We start from the raw sequence: 22,131 nt of genomic DNA on the forward strand, positions 1-22,131 counted from the left end.
AAACGGTTGTTTTTATTTCTGTTAAAAAAATCATGGAGAGACCTCAAAACGTTAAAGCCTACTTTGTTTGACGAACGGATTCAGCATCAAATCGTCCGCGTCACTGAAACCCGGCCTGGGTCCCAACCACATGCTCCAGCCCAACTGCGCGCCGCCGTTCATGCTGTCGGGCCGTTCGGTCTTGGGCCGCCCCAGCGAGACTTCCCGAGGCACCTGGTCGCAGCGCAAAATCAGATTGATGTCCCAGACGAATGCGTCGCCGACGTAATTGCGCACGATCGCGGTCAGTTTCGCCAACGCTTCCGCGCCCGGCAACAGCGCCAAATACTGCGTCAACGACAACGGCCCCACGGTCAGCCGAAATTTATGCTGGCAGCCCCAAACGTACGCGCCGAGCAGCGCCGATTGGCCGAGCGTCGCCACCTGCGGCGAATAACCCAGGCGCGTATGTTCTTCCGTTTCGATTTTCATCCATTCACCGACGAACTCTTCGACGCGGACTTCGACGCCCAACAGATCCGAGGCGACCGCCCGCAAACCTTCGGGATTTTTCGCCTGCTCGGCAAAACGGCCCGCATAAAACCGCTTCGCCCGATCCGGCAGCGCATCCCGTGCCCGAAAAGCCTGGCCACCCAACCCCAACAACGTATCGACGTAAAACGGAAAGCGGTCGACAGACGGCCGGTCGTAGGCGACTTCCGGGCGCGCGTCGGCCCAGGCCCGATAAAACAGGCACAGCATGCGGTGATGAAAAACGTCCGCGAACGCGGACAAGGTGGAATCGTGATGGTTTCTGAGCCGATCGCGCACATATTCGGTCAAATGCAGCGGCAAAGGCCCGTTCGGACCGAACAAACCGAAAAAATGCACCGCCAGGCGCGGCGGCGCGGCGTCACGGGAATAATGCGCCAAGGCGGACGCAGGAAATTGAAGCTCCGGCACTTGCCCGAGACGCACCGGATCGTCGGCCGCCTTCAAGCTGTCGCCCAATTTCGGTTTATCGGGATGCCAGGTTTCGATCAAGCGCATCGCCTCGAAAAAATCGAAGCGGTAAGCGGCCTCTTCCAGCTCGGCGCTTAAAAAATGTGCCGCCGTCCGATTCTCGCCGGCCATCTGGCCACCTCTCCGCGGTCGGTCGAACGCACCACCGTTTCGACAAACGAATTGATCGATACGTGCTGCGCAAAAAATTGTTCCAAGACTTTGCCCATCAAAAAATAACCGCCGCCTTCAAACGCCGATTCGTCGAGCGTCAACGACACCTCCAGGCCGCGTCCGAACACGATCGGCCCTTTGGTGTCGATCCGGCGCACGACGTTTCTGGCGCCGACCGACACGACACCTTCGATTTGTTTGCGCTTGACCGAATCGCGTTGATCGGCGTAAAGACTCAAGAGCTCGCGCAAGGCCACGGCGCCTTGGCCGGCATCGCTGTCGATCAGCGACAAATAATTCAAAGAAAGATGGCTGATCAGACGCCAGACCGTATCGCCCTCGTAAGCGGCAGGTAAGGGCCGCGTGGGTCCTGCGACGCAACGGATCGCTTGCACCGGCGCGCCGATCTGCAACGTGAAGTCGGTGTCGCCCACGCCGACCGGCATCAACAGCGGCAAATCGCGGTTCGTGCATAAAATGTCCAGACCCAGCATCGAGATGTTCGGCGAAAACGGCGCTTCCGCCGCATCGACCAGCGAGACGAACATTTCGCTGCCGATATAACTGGAGCGGATACCTTCGCGCCGCTGCCTGGAAGACAACACGCGTTTGCGGCGATTCAGCGTATAAAACGCGGTTTCGCTTTGGCCTTGATAGGCGCTGCGCGACCCGTAAAACGGCAGAAACGTTTGCTCGCTGCGTTGTTCGCTGCCGTAACCGGTCATCTGCTCGATGCTGTGGACTTCGTAATCCATCGGCCGCGTCCGGTCGACGACGACATGGAATTCGGATTGGCGCGGGTCGACGTGAATGCGGTCGCTCCGCTTCGGGAACAGGTTGATCGCCGGCACGCAAAACAAACCGAAATTCGACTTGTCCAACGCATGAATCAAGTTGGCGTCGCTGCGCTCGAACAGCACGAACAACTCCAACTCGTGCCCCGGACACGTGCCGCACAACGGCGCCAGACCGGAAAGTTCGACGAACAAATACCGCTCGGGAAACGCGAAATATTCTTGCAGCATCCGGTAACCGGTGAACGAACGCGGGGTGTTGCGCAGCATCGCTTCGTCTTCGGCAAATCCCATGCCCCGCACGAGCCCGGCACTCGCCGCATAGTTCACCTCCGCGACCTCGTTGACGCGAAATTTACCGGCCACCGCTTTGCTGTTGGCCAACAGTTGCTCGTAGAGACGGTAAGGAATGCCGGCTGTGCCGCGTAAAAACAGCGTCAACGTGTCGAGTGCTATTTTATCGAACGGCACGCCGGCCGTGGTATTCAGCACGATGCGCAACGCGGCTTTGACGTTCGTCAAATGTTTGCCGGACGTCAGGCCGCAGGCGGATACGGCCGCCAGGGTCGGCAAATAATCGACCTGCCGTATTTCGAGCGGAAACAATTTGAGTGGATGCGCGGTGCGGTATTCGCAGGCGGTCTGCTCGCCTTTGCCGATTTGGCCGCGCAGCACGGTGTCCCTAGGAATCACGAAGCCTTCCGCCAGACCGGATTCGCTCAATTTCGGCGCAAACTCGACGACCGCCATCGACGGCGTGCTCGCCAAATAATGCGGGTAAACGATTTCCAGCAAATTCTGCGTAAAGCGTGGAAACTCGGCATCGATCTTGAGTTGCACGCGCGCCGCCATGAACGCGAAGCCCTCGAACAAACGCTCGACATACGGATCGGCGCATTCGAAAGTATCGAGGCCCAAACGGGCGGCGATTTTCGGATATTCGGCCGCGAATTCGGCGCCGATCTCGCGCACATGCTGCAATTCGCGGTTGTAGTAATTCAATAAGCGGGGATCCATACCCTAACCTCCCAGATCCTTGACCGTCACCTCTCCCGTTTCGAGGTCAAAACTGCTGCGGATGAACAAATGCGTCGGCAACGGCTGCGCCCATAACTCGCCTTCTATCGTAAAAGATACCGCTTGTTGGTTCATTTTGCCTTCATCGGACACCAATTTGACCGTCAGCGAATTGGCAAGAATTCTCGGCTCAAAGTCGAGAATCGCTTGTTTGATCTTGCGCTCAATTTTAGCCGCATCCATGCTGCTGACCGAAGTACCGGAAGATAACGGCGTACCGTAGTTGATCACCGAATGTTCAACAAAAGGGTAAGCTGTCAGATCGACCATGGTATCGAACGCGGAAGCGCTCAACAACCAACCCAAATCGCGCAGTACGCTTTGCCTCAATTGGCGCAAAGACAACACCCGTTGCTCCCGGCTTTCGATTGATTTATCAGGGGCGCCGTCGGTCAAACGGTCCAGTAAGGACGGCTGCAAACGCTCTTGATGGGTCAATTCAGCCATGATGCGTCAACTGTCGGGATGATTGAAAACCAATTCCCGGATTTCGAACAGCGCATAATCGCGATCGTTCGTGGCCAAGACTTTTTGACCGATACCAAACGCATGGCCTGGATACGGTTCCAGCCATTCGGTCTTGCGCGCCAAGCGGATCGCGGAGTCTGCCGACGTTTCCGAACCGGGGTAACGCGTGGGAATAAAGCAGGCAGCGCCGCCGCCGTTTACCCAAGTCACTTGGGCCGGCAACCAAACCAAGTCGCGCAAATCGACCGGCACTTCGATTGCCAATTTGCGTACTGCTGTGCTTGGCACCCAATAATATTTACCGTTCACGATCAGCTCCAGCACCGGTCCCAAGCGGGTGTCGGTGTCGGCCAGCCAGTCAAAAGGCTCATTGTTGACCGTGCCGGTGACCGTCGGTGCCTGTTCATAGGCCTGATCTCGAACCTGTAACGCGGCTTCGTAATTGCCCGCATTGAGCAATTTTAGCGATTCCAATAACAGTGCTTGCCATTGTTGCGGCTCGCCGAACATGATCGGCATCGTGTGCGCCTTGAACACTTTCTCGCGGAGCAGTTCGCAGCGAATCGTTTCGCGATAGGTCTGCACCATCGGAAAGTTTTCGGCAGACAATTCGCCGGCAACATTCAATTGCGCCAACGCTCTTTCCCAATTGCCCAACACCGCCAACAACTGAAACAAAAATACCCGGTGTTTCGGATTGGCGGAGTCTTTTCTAACCTGATCCTGTAACTGTTTCAGCGATTCATCCAAATCGCCCATTTGTAAACTTGATTCAGCGCTCACGGCAAATAATCCTTAAACGGCAATAAAAAGAACCGGGCAAAAAAATTGCCCGGTCATTTTTTAGCAAAGGCTTAGCCTGATTTGACGTTTTCTTCGATGTTCCATGCGCATACGCCCGCAGAAGCAGTTTTACCTTTATCATCCTGTTTGAAATATTCAAACTTGAATTCGGCAAAATTCACCGACACGTTTTCGGTCAAACGATCCTCGCCACCACTCCCTCCGGTCGAAACCGAGGAGATAATGCACTTTTTCAGCGTGATTTCAATATATTTTTCCTGTGTTTCCCCTGCCTTGCGACATAATAGAACCATTTGATCTATATGCGTCCCGCCACAACAATGTAATTGGATTGCCGGAGACGCCGCATCAATGTACTTGGTAAACGAGATATCCTGCACATTGACTTTACCGGCGCCGCCGCCGCCACCTACATGAAACGAGCCCGATTGCGACATACCCCAAGACCAAGCCAAAATGTCGATATCGCCTTTTGCTCCTTGAGCCTTATCCTTCGACTCTCCCTTGATTTTAGATCCCATGTTGATAAACATATCTACAGCCATTTCAATCTCCTACTTAGTGTGATTAATGAATAGTAAAGCATTTAAAATACTTTGCCGGCAAAGCGAAAAAGCTTTCCGCACGCCTAATTAGCCGCTTTTTGCGGAAGGCAATTTCGAAACCAGACGCAATGAGACCGTCAGTCCTTCCAACTGATAATGCGGTCTTAAAAAGAACTTGGCACTGTAATAACCTGGGTTGCCCTCGACCTCCTCGATAACGACTTCGGCAGCCGCCAGCGGTTTTTTAGCCTTAGTAATTTCGCTGGAGTTGATCGGGTCCCCGTCGACATATTGATTGATCCAATTGCCAAGCCAACGCTCCATGTCTTCGCGCTCCTTGAATGAGCCGATCTTGTCGCGCACCATGCACTTCAAATAATGCGCAAAGCGACAGGTCGCGAACAAATACGGTAGGCGTGCCGCCAGATTTGCATTGGCGGTCGCGTCCGGGTCCTCATATTCGGCCGGCTTTTGCAGCGATTGCGCCCCGATGAATGCCGCAAAATCAGTGTTTTTCTTGTGGATCAGCGGCATGAAACCGCTTTTGGCAAGCTCGGCCTCGCGCCGATCGGTGATTGCGATCTCGGTCGGGCATTTCATGTCGACGCCGCCGTCGTCGGTCGGGAAGGTATGCACCGGCAAGCCTTCGACTGCGCCGCCGGATTCGATACCGCGAATCCGCGAGCACCAGCCGTACAGTTTGAACGAGCGGTTGATGTTGACTGCCATCGCATACGCCGCATTGGACCACGTGTATTTGCTGCTGTCGCTGCTCTCCGTATCTTCCTCGAAATTGAACTCTTCGACCGGATCGCTTTTTGCGCCATACGGCAGCCTGCTCAAAAAGCGCGGCATCGCCAAACCGAGATAACGCGCGTCTTCGGACTCCCGCAGCGAACGCCAAGAGGCATATTCCGGCGTGGTGAAAATCTTGGTCAAATCGCGGGGATTGGCCAGTTCCGACCAGCTTTGCATCTGCATGACCGCCGGCGCCACGCCAGAAATGAACGGGGTATGCGCGGACGCGCTGACCTTCGCCATTTCGCCGAGCAATTCGACGTCGGGAGGAGAATGATCGAAATGATAGTCGCCGACCAGACAACCGAAAGGTTCTCCGCCAAACGTACCGTATTCTTCTTCATAAAGCTTTTTGAAGAGCGGGCTTTGGTCCCAGGCAGTCCCCTTGAATTTTTTCAATGTCTTACCGAGCTCATTTTTTGAAATGTTGAACACGCGGATCTTCAACATCTCGTCCGTTTCGGTATTATTGACCAGATAGTGCAATCCCCGCCATGCGCTTTCGAGCTTCTGGAAATCGGGGTGATGCATGATCAGGTTGAGCTGTTCGGAAATCTTTTGATCCAGGCCAGCAATAATCGCCTGTATGCTGCCGATCACGTCATCGGAAATTTTCGTGACGTCCTGCAAGGCATATTGCGCGAGGGTAGAAATGGCCGTATTCACATGACTGGCCGCCTCGGTGCCAGGCTTGAACTCCTTTGCCAACAGCGCGGAAAATTCATCAATTTCCAGGGTTTCTGTTGCCCCTTGTGAGACTTGGCTTTCCAATACCGACATGACTAACCTCCGGTAGTTTCTGAAGCGGTTGCGTCACCGCTGGATTCAGCAGGTTTCGCCGATGCGACAAGCGACTGTAGCAGAGCCGGATCGTTGATCAGTTTACCGATCAATTCTTCTGCGCCGGTTTTCCCGTCCATGTAGGTGATCAAGTTGGCCAATTGCTGTCTGGCTTCGAGCACTTTGTCTAGTCCGGCAACTTTTCTGACAACTGCAGCCGGTGAAAAATCATCCATGCTTTCAAAGGTGATATCGACACTCAGGTTGCCCTCGCCGGTCAAGCTATTCTGAACCGGAAAAGCGACCCGAGGCTTCATCGATTTGAGCCGCTCATCAAAATTATCGACGTCAATTTCGAGCAACTTGCGGTCGGCGACGGGTGGCAAAGGCTCAGACGGCTTGCCCGACAAATCCGAGAGCACTCCCATTACGAAAGGGAGCTGAACTTTCTTCTGCGAACCGTACACTTCGACATCATATTCAATCTGCACGCGAGGCGCACGGTTTCTTTGGATAAACTTTTGACTACTTTCGGCCATGCCTCTACCCTCTCTATTTTTAGTTTGATAAAAAAATTATTATTCCGACGCTTCCGGACCTTTGATCATATCCATTTGGGAAATCGCATCCGGCAATAAATTCTGCAGAATTTCCATAAAATCGGCGGTGACAAGACGCTTTGCTCGATGCAGTAAAATAGGCACAGGGCTCGAAGGCTCGGATTCCCTATAATATTTGCAGATTAGATCAAGGGCTTTTAACACATCCTGGCGCGAATTGATCTCTCCGACTCCAACGTTTTGTTTACGGGGCAAATTAGCTTGCTGCGAAGCTTGATCGCCGGCAGGTTCTTCTTCACCGGACAGTTCCGCTGTTTCCTGCGCGGCCATTGGCGCATACTGGTTATGGGCTGACTGCATCTCTTTCAAGAGAGAAGCCAAGGACGATAAGTCGGCTCCATTACCGATTCCCACCTGAATGTTGACAAAGTCCTGGAGTCGCCGAACCAGATCCACACTTTCGACGATGGCTTGATACATGAACGCAATGCTTTCAGGAGGCAGTTCCTGAAAGGCGGCTTTGATCACACCCAGGTCGGTTCTTGTTTCTCCCTCGGGTAAACTGATCTTATCGGTCGAAATCTGAATATCGCGTAAACTATAGCGACCAACCGCTTTCGAATCGGCTAGCGGCGCCAAACTCAAAGGCCTGAGCACGGAATCAAAGTTATTCAATTCCTCAAGAATGTTGATCCGCATGGTGGGATCGAGATTATCGTCCGGATCCAGGACAGGATGAATTTCGACCCAGTATTTTTCCAGCAAACCCAGCAATAACGACAGGCCGTCCCGAAAACCCGGGATCCCTTCAAGCGGAATCAACGCTCGCGTCAGGTAGACGGCGACCTGCAGATCCTTACTCCGTTTCAGGATCGCCAGCGCCGATTTTTGAATGTCCCGCCAGTTTGGTGGCTGTGCCTTTTCGCCGGTGATCGGATCTTCCGGTTTACCCTGGATATCTTTGGCTAACTCCAGATAAGCGGAGTCATACTCCAAGTAATCCCCGCAAGGACTATCCGGTGAAATTTCTTCGAGTAACTCATCCAAGTCAGCCATAAATAGTCTGTTCAGCATATTGGGACAGTAAAGCGCCGGATTATGTTAATCGAGTTCCGACTCTAATTCAAAGAAAAAATCCCAAGAAGCTGTCTGGCAAAACAAGATATTGTAAAATCAAGATTTTTTTATTGTGATATAGCAAATGGGATACAAAAGTGACCTCACGGATGCGGAATGGGCATTAATAGAACCAGATTTTCAGCCGCGGAGTCGTCGAGGGAGTTGACGCAAACATGCCATCAGAACGGTAATCAACGCGATTCTGTATATTGTCAAAGGCGGAATAGAGTGGCGAATGATGCCCAACGGTTTTCCGCCGTGGCAAACGGTTTATGATCATTTCAGCAAATGGAACAAACGTGGCGTTTGGGAGGCCTGTTCGGATCGATTGGTCGCCTATCGCCGTGAACAGGCAGGTCGTGCCGCCGCACCGAGCTATGGCATTATGGATGCGCAAAGCGTAAAGACCGTCTACGCCAGTGAAGAGCGCGGGATTGACGGCGGCAAAAAGGTCAAAGGGCACAAGCGACATATTGTCGTGGATCTCTTGGGTAACTTAATTGTTTGTCATGGTCCATGCCGCGAATCTCAGTGACACAAAAAGCGCCTGCGAGGTAGCAGAGAACGGTTGATAAATGGCCTTCATTGCAAGCTTTTCCGGCCGATGCCGGCTATGGCGGCACTGCGGTAACATTTTGCACGGAAACATTGCACAAGCCTTTAACACATCTCCAAGAAAATCAAAGATGGCTGGGCGGTTCTGCCGAAACGTTGGGCTGTTGAACGCACTTTTTCATGGCTTGGCAATTTTCGTCGCCTCTCCAAAGAGGTCGAAATTCTCACTGCCACTTCCGAAAACATGATTCGCATCGCCATGCTTAAAATAACACTTGCAAAATGCGTTTAATGTTTTGCCAGACAGCTTCTTAGGTGTCAGTCGTTATTACACTGAGATTGGGGCGCTTATGAGCGTCATCTTGACAGCGACCAGCATGAAGGGGGAAGCGCAACGCGCAAAAGATTGAACGCAAAAATTTAAATTTCAGAACCTGGATTAAGCGGCTCACTCGGAAAACGATTTGTTTTTCTAAGCTGGAAATAATGCATGATACGGTCATCGGGTTACTGATTAATAAAGTCGAGTTTGGCTTGGATATTCATGCTTAATTACAGATTTAATCCACTACCCCCGAATTATTGGAACTCTGCCTGGCCCGGGGAGCGCGGGATAATACCACGATCGTCCTCGCGGGATGCTAGAAACCGGGATTCGCTAAACGGATCAAGCAACTCTTTAATCATTTTACCAACAATCATTAATATTGCTTTGATTCTTAGAGACATTGTTCTTGACAAGAAAAACACTTAGCGATTTAATCGCAGCCAGACTCCTTCTAAACAATCACCCAAACAGAAGTTGGGCGTCTTAACTGAAGTCTTGAGCGAAATCATGAATTTTCAACAGATTTATACGGGGATGCGGCTATGCCAAAATTAATTCGACATATCGGTTACGGAGTTCTGACGACGGGATTAGCGCTTGTAGCCGCCAAAGCCCATGCCGCCCCCGATCCCTGTGCCACGGTGTTCAGCGAGCTCGTTCAAAGCGAATTGTCGCTTACCTCGGCGCAAGAGGATCTTGTATCGACCTGTAGGTACCAGAATGCCGGTGACCAATTGACGCCATACCAGGCGCTTGCGCAAACGACGCTGGCAATTTCAATCGCCAATCAGCAATTCCGGAACGTAAAAAACCGGCTGATACTGTTGCGCCGTGGCCTCGGCAGCGGGATCGATGTCAACGGCCTCAATCAGCAGTCGACAGACTCGCTTTTACCCGCTTCCTTATCCGGATTTTCCCGCCAGTCAAACGGCGGCGGCGCCAGTGGAGACAAGGACAGCCCGTTCGACAGACTGGGCATATTCGTTAACGGCAACTTCGGCGTCGGCGATAAGGACGGCACCGACCGGGAGTTAGGGTTCGAGTACGACAGCCAGGGCGTAACGGCAGGGATCGATTACCGCTTTACCGATAATTTCGTGCTGGGCGGCACCTTCGGCTATAACGCGATCAAATCCGATTTCGATGCATCCAGGGGAAACCTGAACCTGGACGGTTACAGTTTTTCGCTCTACAGCACCTATTACAACGACGACTTCTATCTCGACACCATATTTTCGGGCGGCTGGAACGAATATGACACCCGCCGGAACATCCAACTGCCCGGCTTCAATCAAACGGCTCTCGGCAATACCCGCGGCAACGATTATTCCTTCAATGTCACCGGCGGCTACGATTTTCATCAGCAAGGCTTGACCTATGGCCCCTATGGCCGGGTCAGTTATCAAAACGTCCAGATCGACGGCTATCAGGAAAATACGAGCAACCCGGGTTCGACCGGCTTCGGCGCCGTGACATCGATCGGCAAGCAAAATGCCGTTTCCCTGCAAACCGCTTTGGGAGGTCAACTTTCTTATGCGATCAGCACTTCATTCGGCGTATTGATGCCGACCGCGAGAGCGGAATGGGTGCACGAATTCCACGACGGCAGCAGGCCGGTGAACTGGAGCTTCGCCAATATTCCAACCCAGACTGCTTTCGTCAATCTCAGCGACGGCGCCGACCGTAATTTCGGAAATCTGGGCGCGGGCTTATCCGCAACGTTTACGCACGGCGCCTCCGCTTTTTTATTCTATGAGACCATGGTCGGGCGAGACCATATTTCGGAGCATTCGATCAATGCGGGCGTGCGCGCCGAGTTTTAAACCGCTTCGGCATGATGGATTTTATCCCCTGCATATAAGTCCAGCTCCGTAGGGTACGCTGTGCGTACCATCAATGTCGCAAGGTACGCACCCGGCAACTGCTCCTGCATTGCTCTCGATCGCGTGTTCCCGACGCGATCTACCTCCCCCATCCCTGGGGTCGTGCCTCCTGCATCCCTGCAGTCGTCGGCAATTGCTCCTGCATTGCTCTCGATTGCGTATTCCCGACGCGATCTGCCTCCCCCATCCCTGAGGTCGTACCTCCTGCATCCCCGCTGTCGAGCGTACCACAACCCGTAAGATACAGATACCGAACAGAACATTGATCCCGTCCGTAACGTTTGGAATCGCGCGAGCCCAGACGAGGATTTCATGCGGGCGGCAGGTCTTCAAACGTGGGGAACGGGGTTATAAACCATGCCCTTATACACAAGTTCGTCATTCCGGCAGGGATCGCCGGAATCCAGGCTACAGGGATGTATTACGCTTGCCATCCCTGGCTCTGGATACCCGCTTCCCGGCGGGTATGACGACATTTGTGTAAAGGATATGGGTTATAAACCCCGTCCCGCTATAGCCCAGCGCTTCGGCTAACCAGCGCAAAGATTAGGCAACGTAGCCGTCGTCGTACCGCCGCCACCGTCTTTATCGGTTACGGTAAGGCTTGTTGGCCTAGAATACTCAATAAAGATACTGGTTCCCGGATTGTAATCAAGAAAGACAGGGGCGCCGCTGGAATAATCACTGACGACTTGCTGATAATTCTCCATAGAACAATTCCCGTCCGGACAGATATAGATCGACCAGTTAATGGTAAGAACGTACGACTCATCAAGAGCGTTTGCCGGATCGGAGTAAGTTACAACCACATCGCCCTCGCAACTGTCATTCCATGAAGCATCCGTAATCGTAGGCGCCACGTTGTTGACGGTGACCCGGGCGGTATCGCTGCCCACCGCCCCCTTCTCATCGGTTACCATCACGGTCACCGTATAGACGCCGTTATCGCCGTAGACATGGTTGAGCGAAAAATTCTTACCGGCCAGAGTCAACGAATGAATGCCGGTCTCGTCGCCGTAATTGACGATCGCCGACCAGGGGCCGGTACCGGAATCGACGAATGAGCCCGTCTGGCTGAACGCCGCGCCTTCATCGATGGTCGCATCGGCGCCGGCATAGACCTCCGGCGCCACGTTGTTGACGATGACCCGGACGGTGTCGCTGCCCATCGCCCCCATCTCATCGGTCACCGTCACGGTCACCGTATAAGCGCCGTTATTGCCGTAGACATGGTTGAGCGAAAAATTCTTGCCAGCCAAAGTCAACGGCTGAACGCCGGTCCCGTCGCCGTAATTGACGGTCGCCGACCAGGGGCCGGGGCCGGAGTCAACAAATGAGCCCGTCTGTCTGAGTGTCGCGCCTTCATCGATGGCCGCATCGACGCCGGCATCGACCACCGGCGCCACGTTGTTGACGGTGACCTGAACGGTGTCGCTGCCCACCGCCCCCTTCTCATCGGTCACCGCCACGGCCACCGTATAGACGCCGTTATCGCCGTAGACATGGTTGAGCGAAAAATGCTTGCCGTTCAGCGCCAGTTCGCCGCTCGTCCCGTCGCCGTAGTCGATGGTTGCCGACCAGGGGCCGGGGCCGGGATCGACGAATGAGCCCGTCTGGCTGAACGCCGCGCCTTCACCGATGGTCGTATCGGCGCCGGCATCGACCACCGGCGCCACGTTGTTGACGGTGACCTGAACGGTATCGCTGCCCGCCGCCCCCTTCTCATCGGTCACCGTCACGGTCACCGTATAGTTGCCGTTGTCGCGGTAGAGGTGCTCCAGGCTGAAGGTCTTGCCGTTCAGCGCCAGCTCACCGCTCGTCCCGTCGCCGTAGTCGACGGTCGCCGACCAGGGGCCGGGGCCGGGATCGACGAATGAGCCCGTCTGGCTGAACGCCGCGCCTTCATCGATGACCGCATCGGCGCCGGCATTGACCGCCGGCGCCACGTTGTTGACGGTGACCTGGACGGTATCGCTGCCGCTGCCGCCATCGTCATCGGTCACCGTCACAGTCACCGTATAGGCGCCGTTGGCGTGGTAGGTATGCTCCAGGCCGAAGGTCTTGCCGTTCAGCGCCAGTTCGCCGCTCGTCCCGTCGCCGTAGTCGACGGTGGCGGTCCAGCTGTCCGTGCCGGGATCGATAAACGTGCCCGCTTGGCTAAACGCCGCGCCTTCATCGATGGCCGCATCGGCGCCGGCATCGACCGCCGGCGCCACGTTGTCGACGGTGATGGTCGTAGAAACCTGGTTCACCCCTCCTTGGCCTGTTACACGCAGGACTACCGTCTGAACAGAAGGACCATCGATACCCTGGAAGCTGGGCGTTGCGCCGGATGTTTCGAAGCTTCCGTCATTGTCCAGATCCCATTCGAAAGTCAGCGTATCGCCATAAGGATCATGCTCGGAATTGGCGCCGTTAAGAGCAACCGAACTGCCTTCATTAACCGTATACGTTCCTCCGGTATCGGCAATCGGCGGCCTGACTCTCGCCAAATCTTCATCGATCTTGCCGTCGCCATCGTCATCGATCCCGTTAAACAGCTCTTCGTCAATCCTTCGGTCGCAATCGTTGTCAATGCCGTCGGCCGGCACCGTTTCGGTCGGGCTGCACTCATCCGCGATTTTCGCCAATCTGGCCCCACCCGAATAGCCATACGAATCGGAGGCCGCAAAACCATAGGAATAGACGCCGAAAGGCACATTCTGAGGATCATGGCTTATTTGATGCACGCCGATATCGACCTTGATTTGCGCGCCGGAAAATCCCGTCGCCCCTATCGCGGTAAACGGCCCGGAAATCGCGTTTCCATCCAGGCGCAAGCCTCCCAATTTGTCCGTCGGCGCGACGATATTGATATAGTTTTCGAAGCGAACCGGATCTTCGGGCGGCGTGCTGATCAGGTAGTCGGCGCCGAACTGCTCGGTCGGAGGAATGATCATCATGAAAGGATCGGATACCACGCGATCGGCCGTGGTCCCTTTGGAATACTGAACCACCAGCGCCGGTCCGCTGGTGGTAATTTGGTGAAACGAACCGGACGCCAGATCGACTTGTTTGAATTTTCCTCGTTTCAGCTTGGCGACGGTTTTTCCGTCAATGTCGACTTTGGTCCCGTTCTTGGCCGCCAGGATCCGGAAAATATCGCCACCGGTCCGGGTAGCCAAGGGTGTGGTCAAAAACGACGTCCCCCAGGTATCGATCGGCGGAATTTGTTCCACCAAATGGTCGCAAGCCAACGCCCGGGCCGGCACGACACCACATTGATGGCCGCCGAATACCGATACCGGTTTGGACGAGATGACCGCCGAACCGGTCAAATCGGCGGCAGTACCGCCTTTGGCCTTAAACTGAATGCTCTGCAGCCGGTTCAGGGTGAAACGGGCGGACTTGCCGGCCTTGATCGATTTTACATCGGGCCCTTCGAGCGTCTTTGCTTTCGGCGTGATCGTGACCTCTGTCCCGTCTTCGTACGCGATGATGAGCAACTCGCCAGGTAAAGACTTCTTCGCGTTCGCCATCGAAGGCACGATGTATTCGGTGCCCGAACTGTCGATCGGCAAACCCAGATAAGCATCGGTCGTAAATACTTTCTGGTTCAATCCATAAACGACGAACTCATCGGGCGCCGACAAAAGCAGCCCCTTGTCTTCGATTCTGCCGCTTCCCGTGGCGCGGACCGTTACCGGCAAGCTGACCGGCGTTATCGTTCCCGGGTCTACCGAAAAGTCCGCCGGCCCGAACCCGGCACCCTGCACGGTCACCGTCGTGGCTTTGGCGGCGGTCAGGTAAAAGCTGACGCTGCCTCCGCCGTCATAATTTTCCATAAAGCCCAATACGAAGGCTTTTCCCTGATTATCCGGCGCCGCAAAAGCCGGAGGAATGACGCCAAGGGCCACTGCAACAAAAAAGTGGATTTGCAGCAGCCCGAGCAGCCGGGACTTCAATTCGAGTTTCATGATCCTTTCTCTCCCCCAAACGATGAAACGATTGCAACGGCCATCGGCTCGGTCATTTCCGAGTTTCTCAAGCGGCGCCGCAATGATTATTATTCAAACTGTTCGTATAACTCAAGCCTTCAAGGAAGGGCTTCCCTCGGGCCGCCGCTAGCGAGAAGACTGAAAACGGCCCAATCCATCCGGCGGCACGGCCGCCAGTCGAACGATATCGCCGCCTTTAGCCCAGGCGGTTCGATTTCGGACGGCAATAGAGCCAATAGCGCCGCCCCAGGCCTTTCGGGCCTTGCGCCCAAAGAAATGAAGAAGGCCCCGGAATAAACGGGGCGAAGAAACTGACTGTAACGAGACGGATGGCCTAAAAACGCCCGAAGGACTGCCCTCGCTTTACCGCATAAGCTCCGTACGAGGTTATCCATACGGGCGATAAGAAGACAATATCCCGATCTTGTTCATCGATCGCGAATTTCCGTGCGCTTAACCACATAGCGATTTCGCTGGAATATAAACCAAAAATTTTTTACGATCAAATTCCGTTTAGCGCCGCCCAATCCGCGTTCTGGAGGCGCCCGGGCCGGGCAGTTAGCGCCGCCACTCCGACCTCAGCTTTTCCCGGTTCAATGCCAGCCACTGCAGCGCCAGAATCGGAATAGCGGACTCGATTTCGCCGCTTTCAAGCATCCCGTAGGCTTCGGCGAAAGGCACGGCGCGCACCAGGATGTCTTCGCCCTCATGATCCAGCCCGTGAATGCCGCCGACGTCCCGGCTGTCGACCTTGCCGCAAAACAGCGTGATCATTTCCGAATAACCGCCGGGAGTCGTATAAAACCGCATGACCCTGATCAGCTCCTCGACCGCGCAGCCGGCTTCTTCTTTCGCTTCCCGGTAGGCCACGTCTTCGGCAGTCTCTCCGTCCTCGACCGCACCGGCGACGATTTCGAGCAGCCACGCCCGCTCGGGATTGCCGATCGCGCCGATCCGAAACTGCTCGATCAAAACGACGGCATCCCGTTCCGGATCGTACAGCAAAACCGCCACGCACTGGCCGCGGCCGAACAATTCACGCTCGATCTCGCCGCTCCAGCCGCCGGCGAACAAGGTATGCCGGAGCCGGTATTTTTCCAGACGGAAAAATCCCGAGTAGCCGATTTCCTGGCTGATGATTTCAAAGGTTTTGCTCATTTGCCTCGTTTATATTGCACTTTGTAGATTACGCCCAGCTGATCGTCGCTGATCAGCAAGCTGCCGTCGGGCAGGGTCAGCACGTCGACCGGTCGGCCGAGCACCTTTTCTTCCTTGGTCAGCCAGCCGTCGATGAAGACTTCCTGGTCAACCGGTTTATTATCCCTGAAAGTCACCAGTACAACCCGGTAACCGTCCGGCACCGAACGGTTCCAGGAGCCGTGCTGGGCCACGAACAGCTGGTTCCGGTAATGTTCCGGAAACTGCTCGCCGCGGTAGAACCGAATGCCCAAAGCGGCAACGTGCGCGTTGAACTTCCAGACCGGCGGCGTATAGTCCGAGCACTGCTTACCTTTGCCGTATTCCGGATCGGCGATCGCGTCGCCGTGGCAGAAGGGATAGCCGAAATGCTCGCCGATTCTGGACCAGCGGTTCAGTTCGTCGGGCGGCAGGTCGTCGCCCAGATAATCGCGTCCGTTATCGCTGAAAAATAGGCCCTCGGTTCCGGGTTGCCAGTCGAAGCCGACCGTATTGCGGATGCCGCGGCCCAGGATTTCGAAATTGTTGCCGTCCGTGTCGACCCGGACCAGCGACGCATACACCGGCCGTTCCGGATTGCAGATATTGCAAGGCGCGCCGACCGCGGTATACAGCTTGCCGTCGGGACCGATGCGCAGGTATTTCCAGCCGTGGTGCCTGTCGGTCGGCAGCTTGTCGTACACGACCGACGGCTTCGGCGGGCTGGCCAGATTTTGCAGGACATTGTCGTAACGCAAAATGCGGCTGATTTCGGCCACATACAGCGCGCCGTCTTTATAGGCGACTCCGTTCGGCATCGTCAAACCGTCCGCAAGTACGTAAAGCGTTTCGGCGGCGCCGTCCCGATCCTTGTCCTGCAGCGCATACACCTTTCCTTCCCGGCCGGTGCCCGCGAACACGACACCGTCGTCACCGAACGCCAGGCTGCGCACGTTCGGCAAATTCCGCGCGAACAGCGAGATCGAAAAACCCTGCGGCACATTCAATTTGGCAATCACGTCTTCGGGAGCCGTTTGCTGCGCACAGGCGGAGAATCCCAAGCCGAACAGCAGGGCCGAAACCAAGATGGATTTCAAATGCTTCATAACACCCTCCTTTAAACTTTTCTTGTATATTATCACTCTGACCCGTATTGATTTCACTTATTCAGTCCCTATTTTGTCGATATACCAACCCCTTCATAAAAGGCAAACACCATGATGCGAATTTTCCTGTTTTTAGCGACCAATGTCGCGATACTGGTGGTGATCAGTATCGTTTTCAACGTGCTGGGCTTGAGCGGCGTCCTCGATGCGCAAGGCGTCAACCTGAATCTGAATGCGTTGCTGGTGATGTCCGCCGTGATCGGAATGACCGGCTCGTTCATTTCGCTGCTGATGTCGAAATGGTCCGCAAAAAACGCGATGGGCGTGTACGTGATCGAACAGCCGCAGAATCAAACCGAACGCTGGCTGGTCGACACGGTCGCGCGTCTGGCCCGGCAAGCCAATATCGGCATGCCCGAAGTCGGGATGTTCCGGCAGCCTGAAGCGAATGCGTTCGCGACCGGCTGGAACAAGAACAGCGCGCTGGTCGCGGTCAGCACCGGCCTATTGGAATCGATGAGCGCCGACGAGGTCGAAGCGGTGCTCGGCCATGAAATCAGCCACGTCTCGAACGGCGACATGGTCACGATGGCGCTAATGCAGGGCGTCGTGAACACCTTCGTCTATTTCTTCGCGACCCTGATCGGTTATGTGGTGGACCGGGCGGTGTTCAAAACCGAACGCGGCTACGGCCCGGCCTACTACATCGTGCAGATCGCCGCGCAGATCGCGCTGGGCATCCTGGCTTCGATACTGGTGATGTGGTTCTCGCGCCGCCGCGAATTCCGAGCCGATGCGGGCGGCGCGCGACTGGCCGGGCGCCAGAAAATGATCGGTGCGCTGCGCGCGCTGCAGCGCACTCAGGAAACCGCGACGCTGCCGGGCCAGATGGCCGCCTTCGGGATCAACGGCGACGGCAGCCTGACGCGCCTGTTCATGAGCCATCCGCCGCTGGAAGAGCGAATCGCGGCCTTGCAGAACAACCGCTAAACCCAAGCCGGGGCGGACGACATCCGTCCCGTTCCGGCACCGAGTTTCCGGCGCTTTCCGATCATATATGCCTCCCTTACCCCAGACCTGCCAGGTTTTCAAAACCTGGCAGGTCTGGGATGTTTCATCGTTCCCACGCTCTGCGTGGGAATGCAGACTGAACCGCTCCTGCGGTTCGGGACGCAGAGCGTCTTTCAATGTGTTCCCAGCAGAGCGTGGGAACAATAAGCGGAAGTTATTTTTAACCCAAACCTTTGCGCGCGTTGAATTCCGGCCGCCCATTTCCCCCGTTTTATGGGATAATTCCACCAATTTTGTGAAATTATCCCGATCGCACATGAAGTTTCCCACCATCGAATCCTTCGTCGGCAACACGCCCCTGGTCCGCCTGCAGCGTCTGCCCGGACCGAACAGCAATACGATCCTGGCCAAGCTGGAAGGCAATAATCCGGCCGGTTCGGTGAAAGACCGGCCGGCGCTGAGCATGATCCAACATGCCGAAGCCCGGGGCGAAATCAAGCCCGGCGACCGGCTGATCGAAGCGACCAGCGGCAATACCGGCATCGCGCTGGCGATGGCGGCCGCGATCAAAGGCTACAGAATCACCCTGATCATGCCCGACAACATGAGCGCCGAGCGCCGCGCCTCGATGAAGGCCTACGGCGCCGAAATCATCCTGACGCCGGCCGCCGGCAGCATGGAAGCCGCGATCGACCTGGCCCGGCGGATGGAAGCGAACGGCGAGGGACGCATTCTCGACCAGTTCTCGAACCCCGACAATCCGCGCGCGCACTACGAAGGCACCGGCCCCGAAATCTGGCGCGATACCCAGGGCACGATTACCCATTTCGTCAGCTCGATGGGCACCACCGGCACCATCATGGGCACCTCGCAATTCCTGAAAGAAAAAAATTCGGCGATAGAAATCGTCGGAGTTCAGCCGGAAGGCGAATCCAAAATCCCCGGCATCCGCCGCTGGCCGCAAGAATACCTGCCTAAAATCTACGATCCGGGCCGCGTCGACCGGATCATCCGGGTCGACCAGCACGCGGCCGAAGAAACGACCCGCGCATTGGCGGCGCGCGAAGGCATCTTCGCGGGCATCTCCTCCGGCGGCGCGGTGTATGCCGCGCTGCAACTGGCGCAGGAAGTCGAGAACGCGGTGATCGTCGTGATCGTCTGCGACCGGGGAGACCGCTATTTATCGACCGGCGTGTTTCCGGACTGATTACCCCGTATTACAATTCCGTTGAATTAAGGCTGCAACGTCATTCCTGCAGGGCGGGATTTGCCGAGTGTTGAAACTCGGTAGGTTGGGCTGACGTCAGGAAGCCCAACATGGCTAACAGATTATTGTCGGGCTTCGCCTTGCTCAGCCCGGCCTACGGTTCTAAAGAATTCGGCGAAGACGCCGGCCTTCGCCAGAGCTTGACGCCGAGTTAGCAAGCTGCGTAACCTGACGCAACGATTGAAAACCGCAGGCACGAATTACCGACCTACCCTAACGGAATACGACACCAAAGGAAGCCCCCCTCTAAATGGCCATTAAAAAAACCGAACTCTATTCTTCCCTCTGGGCCAGTTGCGACGAACTGCGCGGCGGCATGGACGCCGGCCAGTACAAAGACTACGTGCTGACCCTGCTGTTCATGAAATACGTATCCGACAAATACAAAGGCGATCCTTACGGCATGATCGTGGTACCGCAAGGCGCCGGCTTCGACGACATGGTGGCTTTGAAGGGTGATAAGGAAATCGGCGAAAAAATCAACAAAATCATCAGCGCGCTGGCCGAAGAGAACGACCTGAAAGGCGTGATCGACGTCGCCGACTTCAACGATGAAGACAAGCTCGGCAAGGGCAAAGAAATGATCGACCGCCTGTCCAAGCTGATCGGACTGTTCGAAGGGATGGACTTGTCCGCCAATCGCGCCGACGGCGACGACCTGCTGGGTGATGCTTACGAATATCTGATGCGCCATTTCGCCACCGAATCCGGCAAATCCAAGGGACAGTTTTACACCCCGGCGGAAGTGTCGCGCATTCTCGCCAAAGTCATCGGCATTAACCCGAGCACGCCGCAAGACGCCACCGTTTACGACCCGACCTGCGGTTCCGGCTCGTTATTGCTGAAAGCCAGCGACGAAGCCCCGCGCGGCCTGACCATTTTCGGCCAGGAAATGGACAACGCCACCAGCGCGTTGGCGCGCATGAACATGATTCTGCACAACAACGCTACCGCCAAAATCTGGAAGGGCAACACCATCGCCGATCCGCAATGGAAAGACGGCAACGGCAAACTGAAAACCTTTGACTTCGCGGTCGCTAATCCGCCGTTCTCCAACAAAAACTGGACCAGCGGCATTAATCCGCAAGAAGACGAGTTCGACCGCTTCGTCTGGGGCATTCCACCGGAGAAAAACGGCGATTACACCTTTTTGCTGCACATTCTCAAAAGCCTGAAAAGCACCGGCAAAGGCGCGGTGATTCTGCCGCATGGCGTGCTGTTTCGCGGCAACGCCGAAGCGCGCATCCGCGAAAACCTGATCAAGCAAGGCTATATCAAAGGCATCATCGGCCTGCCCGTCAACCTGTTTTACGGCACTGGCATCCCAGCCTGCATCATCGTCATCGACAAGGAAAACGCCGTGCACCACAACGGCATTTTCATGATCGACGCCAGCAAAGGCTTTATCAAAGACGGCAACAAAAACCGCTTACGCGCCCAGGACATTCACAAGATCGTCGACGTGTTTACCAAGCAACTGGCCTTGCCGCGCTACAGCCGCAGGGTGGCTTTGAGTGAAATCGCCTCCAACGATTACAACCTGAATATCCCGCGCTATATCGACAGCAGCGAGCCGGAAGACCTGCACGATTTGAGCGCCCACCTGCAAGGCGGCATCCCCAAGCGCGACATCGACGCGCTGCAAGCGTATTGGCAAGTGTTCCCCAGCTTGCGCGACACGTTGTTTGCCGAAGACCGCCCCGGATATTGCCGGGCTTTGATTGCCGCCGCGCACGTCAAAACCACGATTTTGCAGCATGAAGAATTCAAAACCTTTGCCCGGCAAAGCCTTAAACCTTTTGTCGCATGGTGCGAACGCGCGGCGTTGAAGAAGATAACCATCGGCCAGCATCCCAAAGCCATCATCCAAAGCATCAGTGAAGACTTGTTACAAGCCTATGCCGCTACGCCGTTGCTGAACAACTATAATGTCTACCAAATCCTGATGGATTATTGGGCGGAGGTCATGCAAGACGATGTTTACGTATTGGTTCAAGACGGCTGGCTAGCCGGTAAAACCCTGCGTGAACTGATTGCCAACAAGGGCGAAAAGCTCAAGGAAGCGCCCGGCCTCGTCATCAACAAACGCAAATACAAAGCCGAACTGATCCCGCCGGCGTTGATCATGGCGCGTTACTTCCAATCAGAGCAAGCCGTCATCGACCGAATTCAAACCGATCTGGATGCCGCGACCCAGGCACTGGAAAGCTACTTCGAAGAACACAGCGGCGATGACGGTTTGCTGAGCGAGGCGCTGAACGACAAGGACAAAGTCACCGCCGCCGGCGTCAAAACCCGATTAAAAGTCGCCAGCGAGACGGAAGAAATCGCCGTACTGCAACAGGCGCAAAGCCTGTTCGACACCGAAGCCGAAGCCAAAAAATCCCTGAAGGAACATCAGGAATCGCTGGATTTAAAAGTATTCAAGCAATACGCCCAGTTGAACGAAGACGCCATTAAAACGCTGATCGTTCAGGATAAATGGCAGGCTACTTTACAAGCTCGTATTCAAGCCGAAATCGAGCGCGTCACCCAACAACTGGCCAATCGCGTTAAAGAACTGGAAGAGCGCTACAGCGAGCCGCTGCCGGGCATTGAAACAGCGGTCGCGGCCTTGAGCGAGCGGGTTTATCGACACTTGGAAGCCATGGGAATTCGGCTCAGTGGAGAGTTGAAAATAGAGAGTAAAGAATGAAGCGACTAGACCGCCAAAAGGCTTCGCACCCAT

The 22,131-nt window shown here is 55.4% G+C and carries 17 protein-coding genes and 1 pseudogene; 7 read left to right on the plus strand and 11 right to left on the minus strand.

The annotated features are described in order from the left end of the window. Positions 1-51: 51 nt before the first annotated feature. From tssG to tssA, 8 genes are all read right to left on the minus strand, one after another. On the minus strand, positions 52-1,113 hold the full coding sequence (tssG, locus tag CC94_RS21140) for a type VI secretion system baseplate subunit TssG (RefSeq protein ID WP_031429663.1): 1,062 nt from the start codon (positions 1,111-1,113) through the stop codon (positions 52-54). After that, positions 1,077-2,966 (minus strand): type VI secretion system baseplate subunit TssF, encoded by a 1,890-nt coding sequence (gene tssF / locus CC94_RS0102385; RefSeq protein ID WP_031429664.1) that lies wholly within the window; start codon positions 2,964-2,966, stop codon positions 1,077-1,079. The genes tssG and tssF overlap by 37 nt, the downstream gene beginning before the upstream one ends. Before the next feature lie 3 nt (positions 2,967-2,969). Continuing rightward, entirely contained in the window at positions 2,970-3,473 is a 504-nt protein-coding gene (gene tssE, locus CC94_RS0102390) for a type VI secretion system baseplate subunit TssE (RefSeq protein ID WP_005373614.1), read from the minus strand. 6 nt (positions 3,474-3,479) lie between these two features. Next, complete coding sequence (locus tag CC94_RS0102395; RefSeq protein ID WP_005373617.1) at positions 3,480-4,277, minus strand: type VI secretion system accessory protein TagJ; 798 nt, start codon at positions 4,275-4,277, stop codon at positions 3,480-3,482. A 71-nt stretch (positions 4,278-4,348) separates the two neighbouring features. Beyond that, positions 4,349-4,843, minus strand: a complete 495-nt coding sequence (locus CC94_RS0102400) for an Hcp family type VI secretion system effector (RefSeq protein ID WP_005373619.1) — start codon at positions 4,841-4,843, stop codon at positions 4,349-4,351. An 87-nt stretch (positions 4,844-4,930) separates the two neighbouring features. Continuing rightward, a complete protein-coding gene (tssC, locus tag CC94_RS0102405) occupies positions 4,931-6,421 on the minus strand; it encodes a type VI secretion system contractile sheath large subunit (protein WP_005373621.1) in 1,491 nt (496 codons plus the stop codon). 2 nt (positions 6,422-6,423) lie between these two features. Next, positions 6,424-6,960, minus strand: coding sequence for a type VI secretion system contractile sheath small subunit (gene tssB / locus CC94_RS0102410; RefSeq protein WP_005373623.1), 537 nt, complete (start codon positions 6,958-6,960; stop codon positions 6,424-6,426). A 39-nt stretch (positions 6,961-6,999) separates the two neighbouring features. Beyond that, complete coding sequence (gene tssA, locus CC94_RS0102415; protein ID WP_005373625.1) at positions 7,000-8,037, minus strand: type VI secretion system protein TssA; 1,038 nt, start codon at positions 8,035-8,037, stop codon at positions 7,000-7,002. A 241-nt stretch (positions 8,038-8,278) separates the two neighbouring features. Between tssA and CC94_RS24505 the strand changes: the two genes are divergently transcribed. From CC94_RS24505 to CC94_RS0102425, 4 genes and pseudogenes are all read left to right on the plus strand, one after another. Beyond that, positions 8,279-8,635, plus strand: coding sequence for a transposase (locus CC94_RS24505; protein WP_281174030.1), 357 nt, complete (start codon positions 8,279-8,281; stop codon positions 8,633-8,635). Positions 8,636-8,800: 165 nt separating this feature from the next. Beyond that, positions 8,801-8,947 (plus strand): transposase, encoded by a 147-nt coding sequence (locus tag CC94_RS24510; RefSeq protein WP_245549542.1) that lies wholly within the window; start codon positions 8,801-8,803, stop codon positions 8,945-8,947. A gap of 104 nt (positions 8,948-9,051) precedes the next feature. Further along, positions 9,052-9,207 (plus strand): annotated as a pseudogene (locus tag CC94_RS22775) (IS1 family transposase); the annotation flags it as partial. 318 nt (positions 9,208-9,525) lie between these two features. Further along, a complete protein-coding gene (locus tag CC94_RS0102425; protein ID WP_005373627.1) occupies positions 9,526-10,806 on the plus strand; it encodes an autotransporter outer membrane beta-barrel domain-containing protein in 1,281 nt (426 codons plus the stop codon). 590 nt (positions 10,807-11,396) lie between these two features. On the opposite strand, the gene CC94_RS22135 is transcribed toward CC94_RS0102425, so the two are convergent. The 3 genes from CC94_RS22135 to CC94_RS0102445 all read right to left on the minus strand — a co-directional run bounded on the left by CC94_RS22135 (position 11,397) and on the right by CC94_RS0102445 (position 17,125). After that, positions 11,397-14,822 (minus strand): PKD domain-containing protein, encoded by a 3,426-nt coding sequence (locus CC94_RS22135; RefSeq protein ID WP_051911355.1) that lies wholly within the window; start codon positions 14,820-14,822, stop codon positions 11,397-11,399. A gap of 579 nt (positions 14,823-15,401) precedes the next feature. Next, positions 15,402-16,001, minus strand: coding sequence for an NUDIX domain-containing protein (locus CC94_RS0102440; RefSeq protein WP_005373631.1), 600 nt, complete (start codon positions 15,999-16,001; stop codon positions 15,402-15,404). After that, on the minus strand, positions 15,998-17,125 hold the full coding sequence (locus CC94_RS0102445; RefSeq protein WP_005373632.1) for a PQQ-dependent sugar dehydrogenase: 1,128 nt from the start codon (positions 17,123-17,125) through the stop codon (positions 15,998-16,000). The genes CC94_RS0102440 and CC94_RS0102445 overlap by 4 nt, the downstream gene beginning before the upstream one ends. Positions 17,126-17,236: 111 nt before the next feature. Here CC94_RS0102445 and htpX point away from each other — a divergent pair, with 111 nt between their 5' ends. The 3 genes from htpX (at position 17,237) to CC94_RS0102460 (ending at position 22,098) form a co-directional block, all read left to right on the plus strand. Then, on the plus strand, positions 17,237-18,115 hold the full coding sequence (gene htpX / locus CC94_RS0102450; RefSeq protein WP_031429670.1) for a protease HtpX: 879 nt from the start codon (positions 17,237-17,239) through the stop codon (positions 18,113-18,115). Positions 18,116-18,452: 337 nt separating this feature from the next. Further along, a complete protein-coding gene (cysM, locus tag CC94_RS0102455) occupies positions 18,453-19,343 on the plus strand; it encodes a cysteine synthase CysM (protein ID WP_005373636.1) in 891 nt (296 codons plus the stop codon). A gap of 310 nt (positions 19,344-19,653) precedes the next feature. Beyond that, positions 19,654-22,098, plus strand: a complete 2,445-nt coding sequence (locus CC94_RS0102460) for a type I restriction-modification system subunit M (protein ID WP_031429672.1) — start codon at positions 19,654-19,656, stop codon at positions 22,096-22,098. Positions 22,099-22,131: the final 33 nt, after the last annotated feature.

This window comes from Methylomicrobium agile, from assembly GCF_000733855.1.
Lineage (GTDB): Bacteria > Pseudomonadota > Gammaproteobacteria > Methylococcales > Methylomonadaceae > Methylomicrobium > Methylomicrobium agile.

What these genes read in the sequence shown, in the direction of transcription:
- tssC (WP_005373621.1), bottom strand. Translation starts at nt 6,421, where the DNA reads ATGTCGGTATTGGAAAGCCAAGTCTCACAAGGGGCAACAGAAACCCTG.
- tssA (WP_005373625.1), bottom strand. Translation starts at nt 8,037, where the DNA reads ATGGCTGACTTGGATGAGTTACTCGAAGAAATTTCACCGGATAGTCCT.
- tssF (WP_031429664.1), bottom strand. Translation starts at nt 2,966, where the DNA reads ATGGATCCCCGCTTATTGAATTACTACAACCGCGAATTGCAGCATGTG.
- CC94_RS22135 (WP_051911355.1), bottom strand. Translation starts at nt 14,822, where the DNA reads ATGAAACTCGAATTGAAGTCCCGGCTGCTCGGGCTGCTGCAAATCCAC.
- CC94_RS0102440 (WP_005373631.1), bottom strand. Translation starts at nt 16,001, where the DNA reads ATGAGCAAAACCTTTGAAATCATCAGCCAGGAAATCGGCTACTCGGGA.
- CC94_RS0102460 (WP_031429672.1), top strand. Translation starts at nt 19,654, where the DNA reads ATGGCCATTAAAAAAACCGAACTCTATTCTTCCCTCTGGGCCAGTTGC.
- tssE (WP_005373614.1), bottom strand. Translation starts at nt 3,473, where the DNA reads ATGGCTGAATTGACCCATCAAGAGCGTTTGCAGCCGTCCTTACTGGAC.
- tssB (WP_005373623.1), bottom strand. Translation starts at nt 6,960, where the DNA reads ATGGCCGAAAGTAGTCAAAAGTTTATCCAAAGAAACCGTGCGCCTCGC.
- CC94_RS0102400 (WP_005373619.1), bottom strand. Translation starts at nt 4,843, where the DNA reads ATGGCTGTAGATATGTTTATCAACATGGGATCTAAAATCAAGGGAGAG.
- cysM (WP_005373636.1), top strand. Translation starts at nt 18,453, where the DNA reads ATGAAGTTTCCCACCATCGAATCCTTCGTCGGCAACACGCCCCTGGTC.
- tssG (WP_031429663.1), bottom strand. Translation starts at nt 1,113, where the DNA reads ATGGCCGGCGAGAATCGGACGGCGGCACATTTTTTAAGCGCCGAGCTG.
- CC94_RS0102425 (WP_005373627.1), top strand. Translation starts at nt 9,526, where the DNA reads ATGCCAAAATTAATTCGACATATCGGTTACGGAGTTCTGACGACGGGA.
- htpX (WP_031429670.1), top strand. Translation starts at nt 17,237, where the DNA reads ATGATGCGAATTTTCCTGTTTTTAGCGACCAATGTCGCGATACTGGTG.
- CC94_RS0102445 (WP_005373632.1), bottom strand. Translation starts at nt 17,125, where the DNA reads ATGAAGCATTTGAAATCCATCTTGGTTTCGGCCCTGCTGTTCGGCTTG.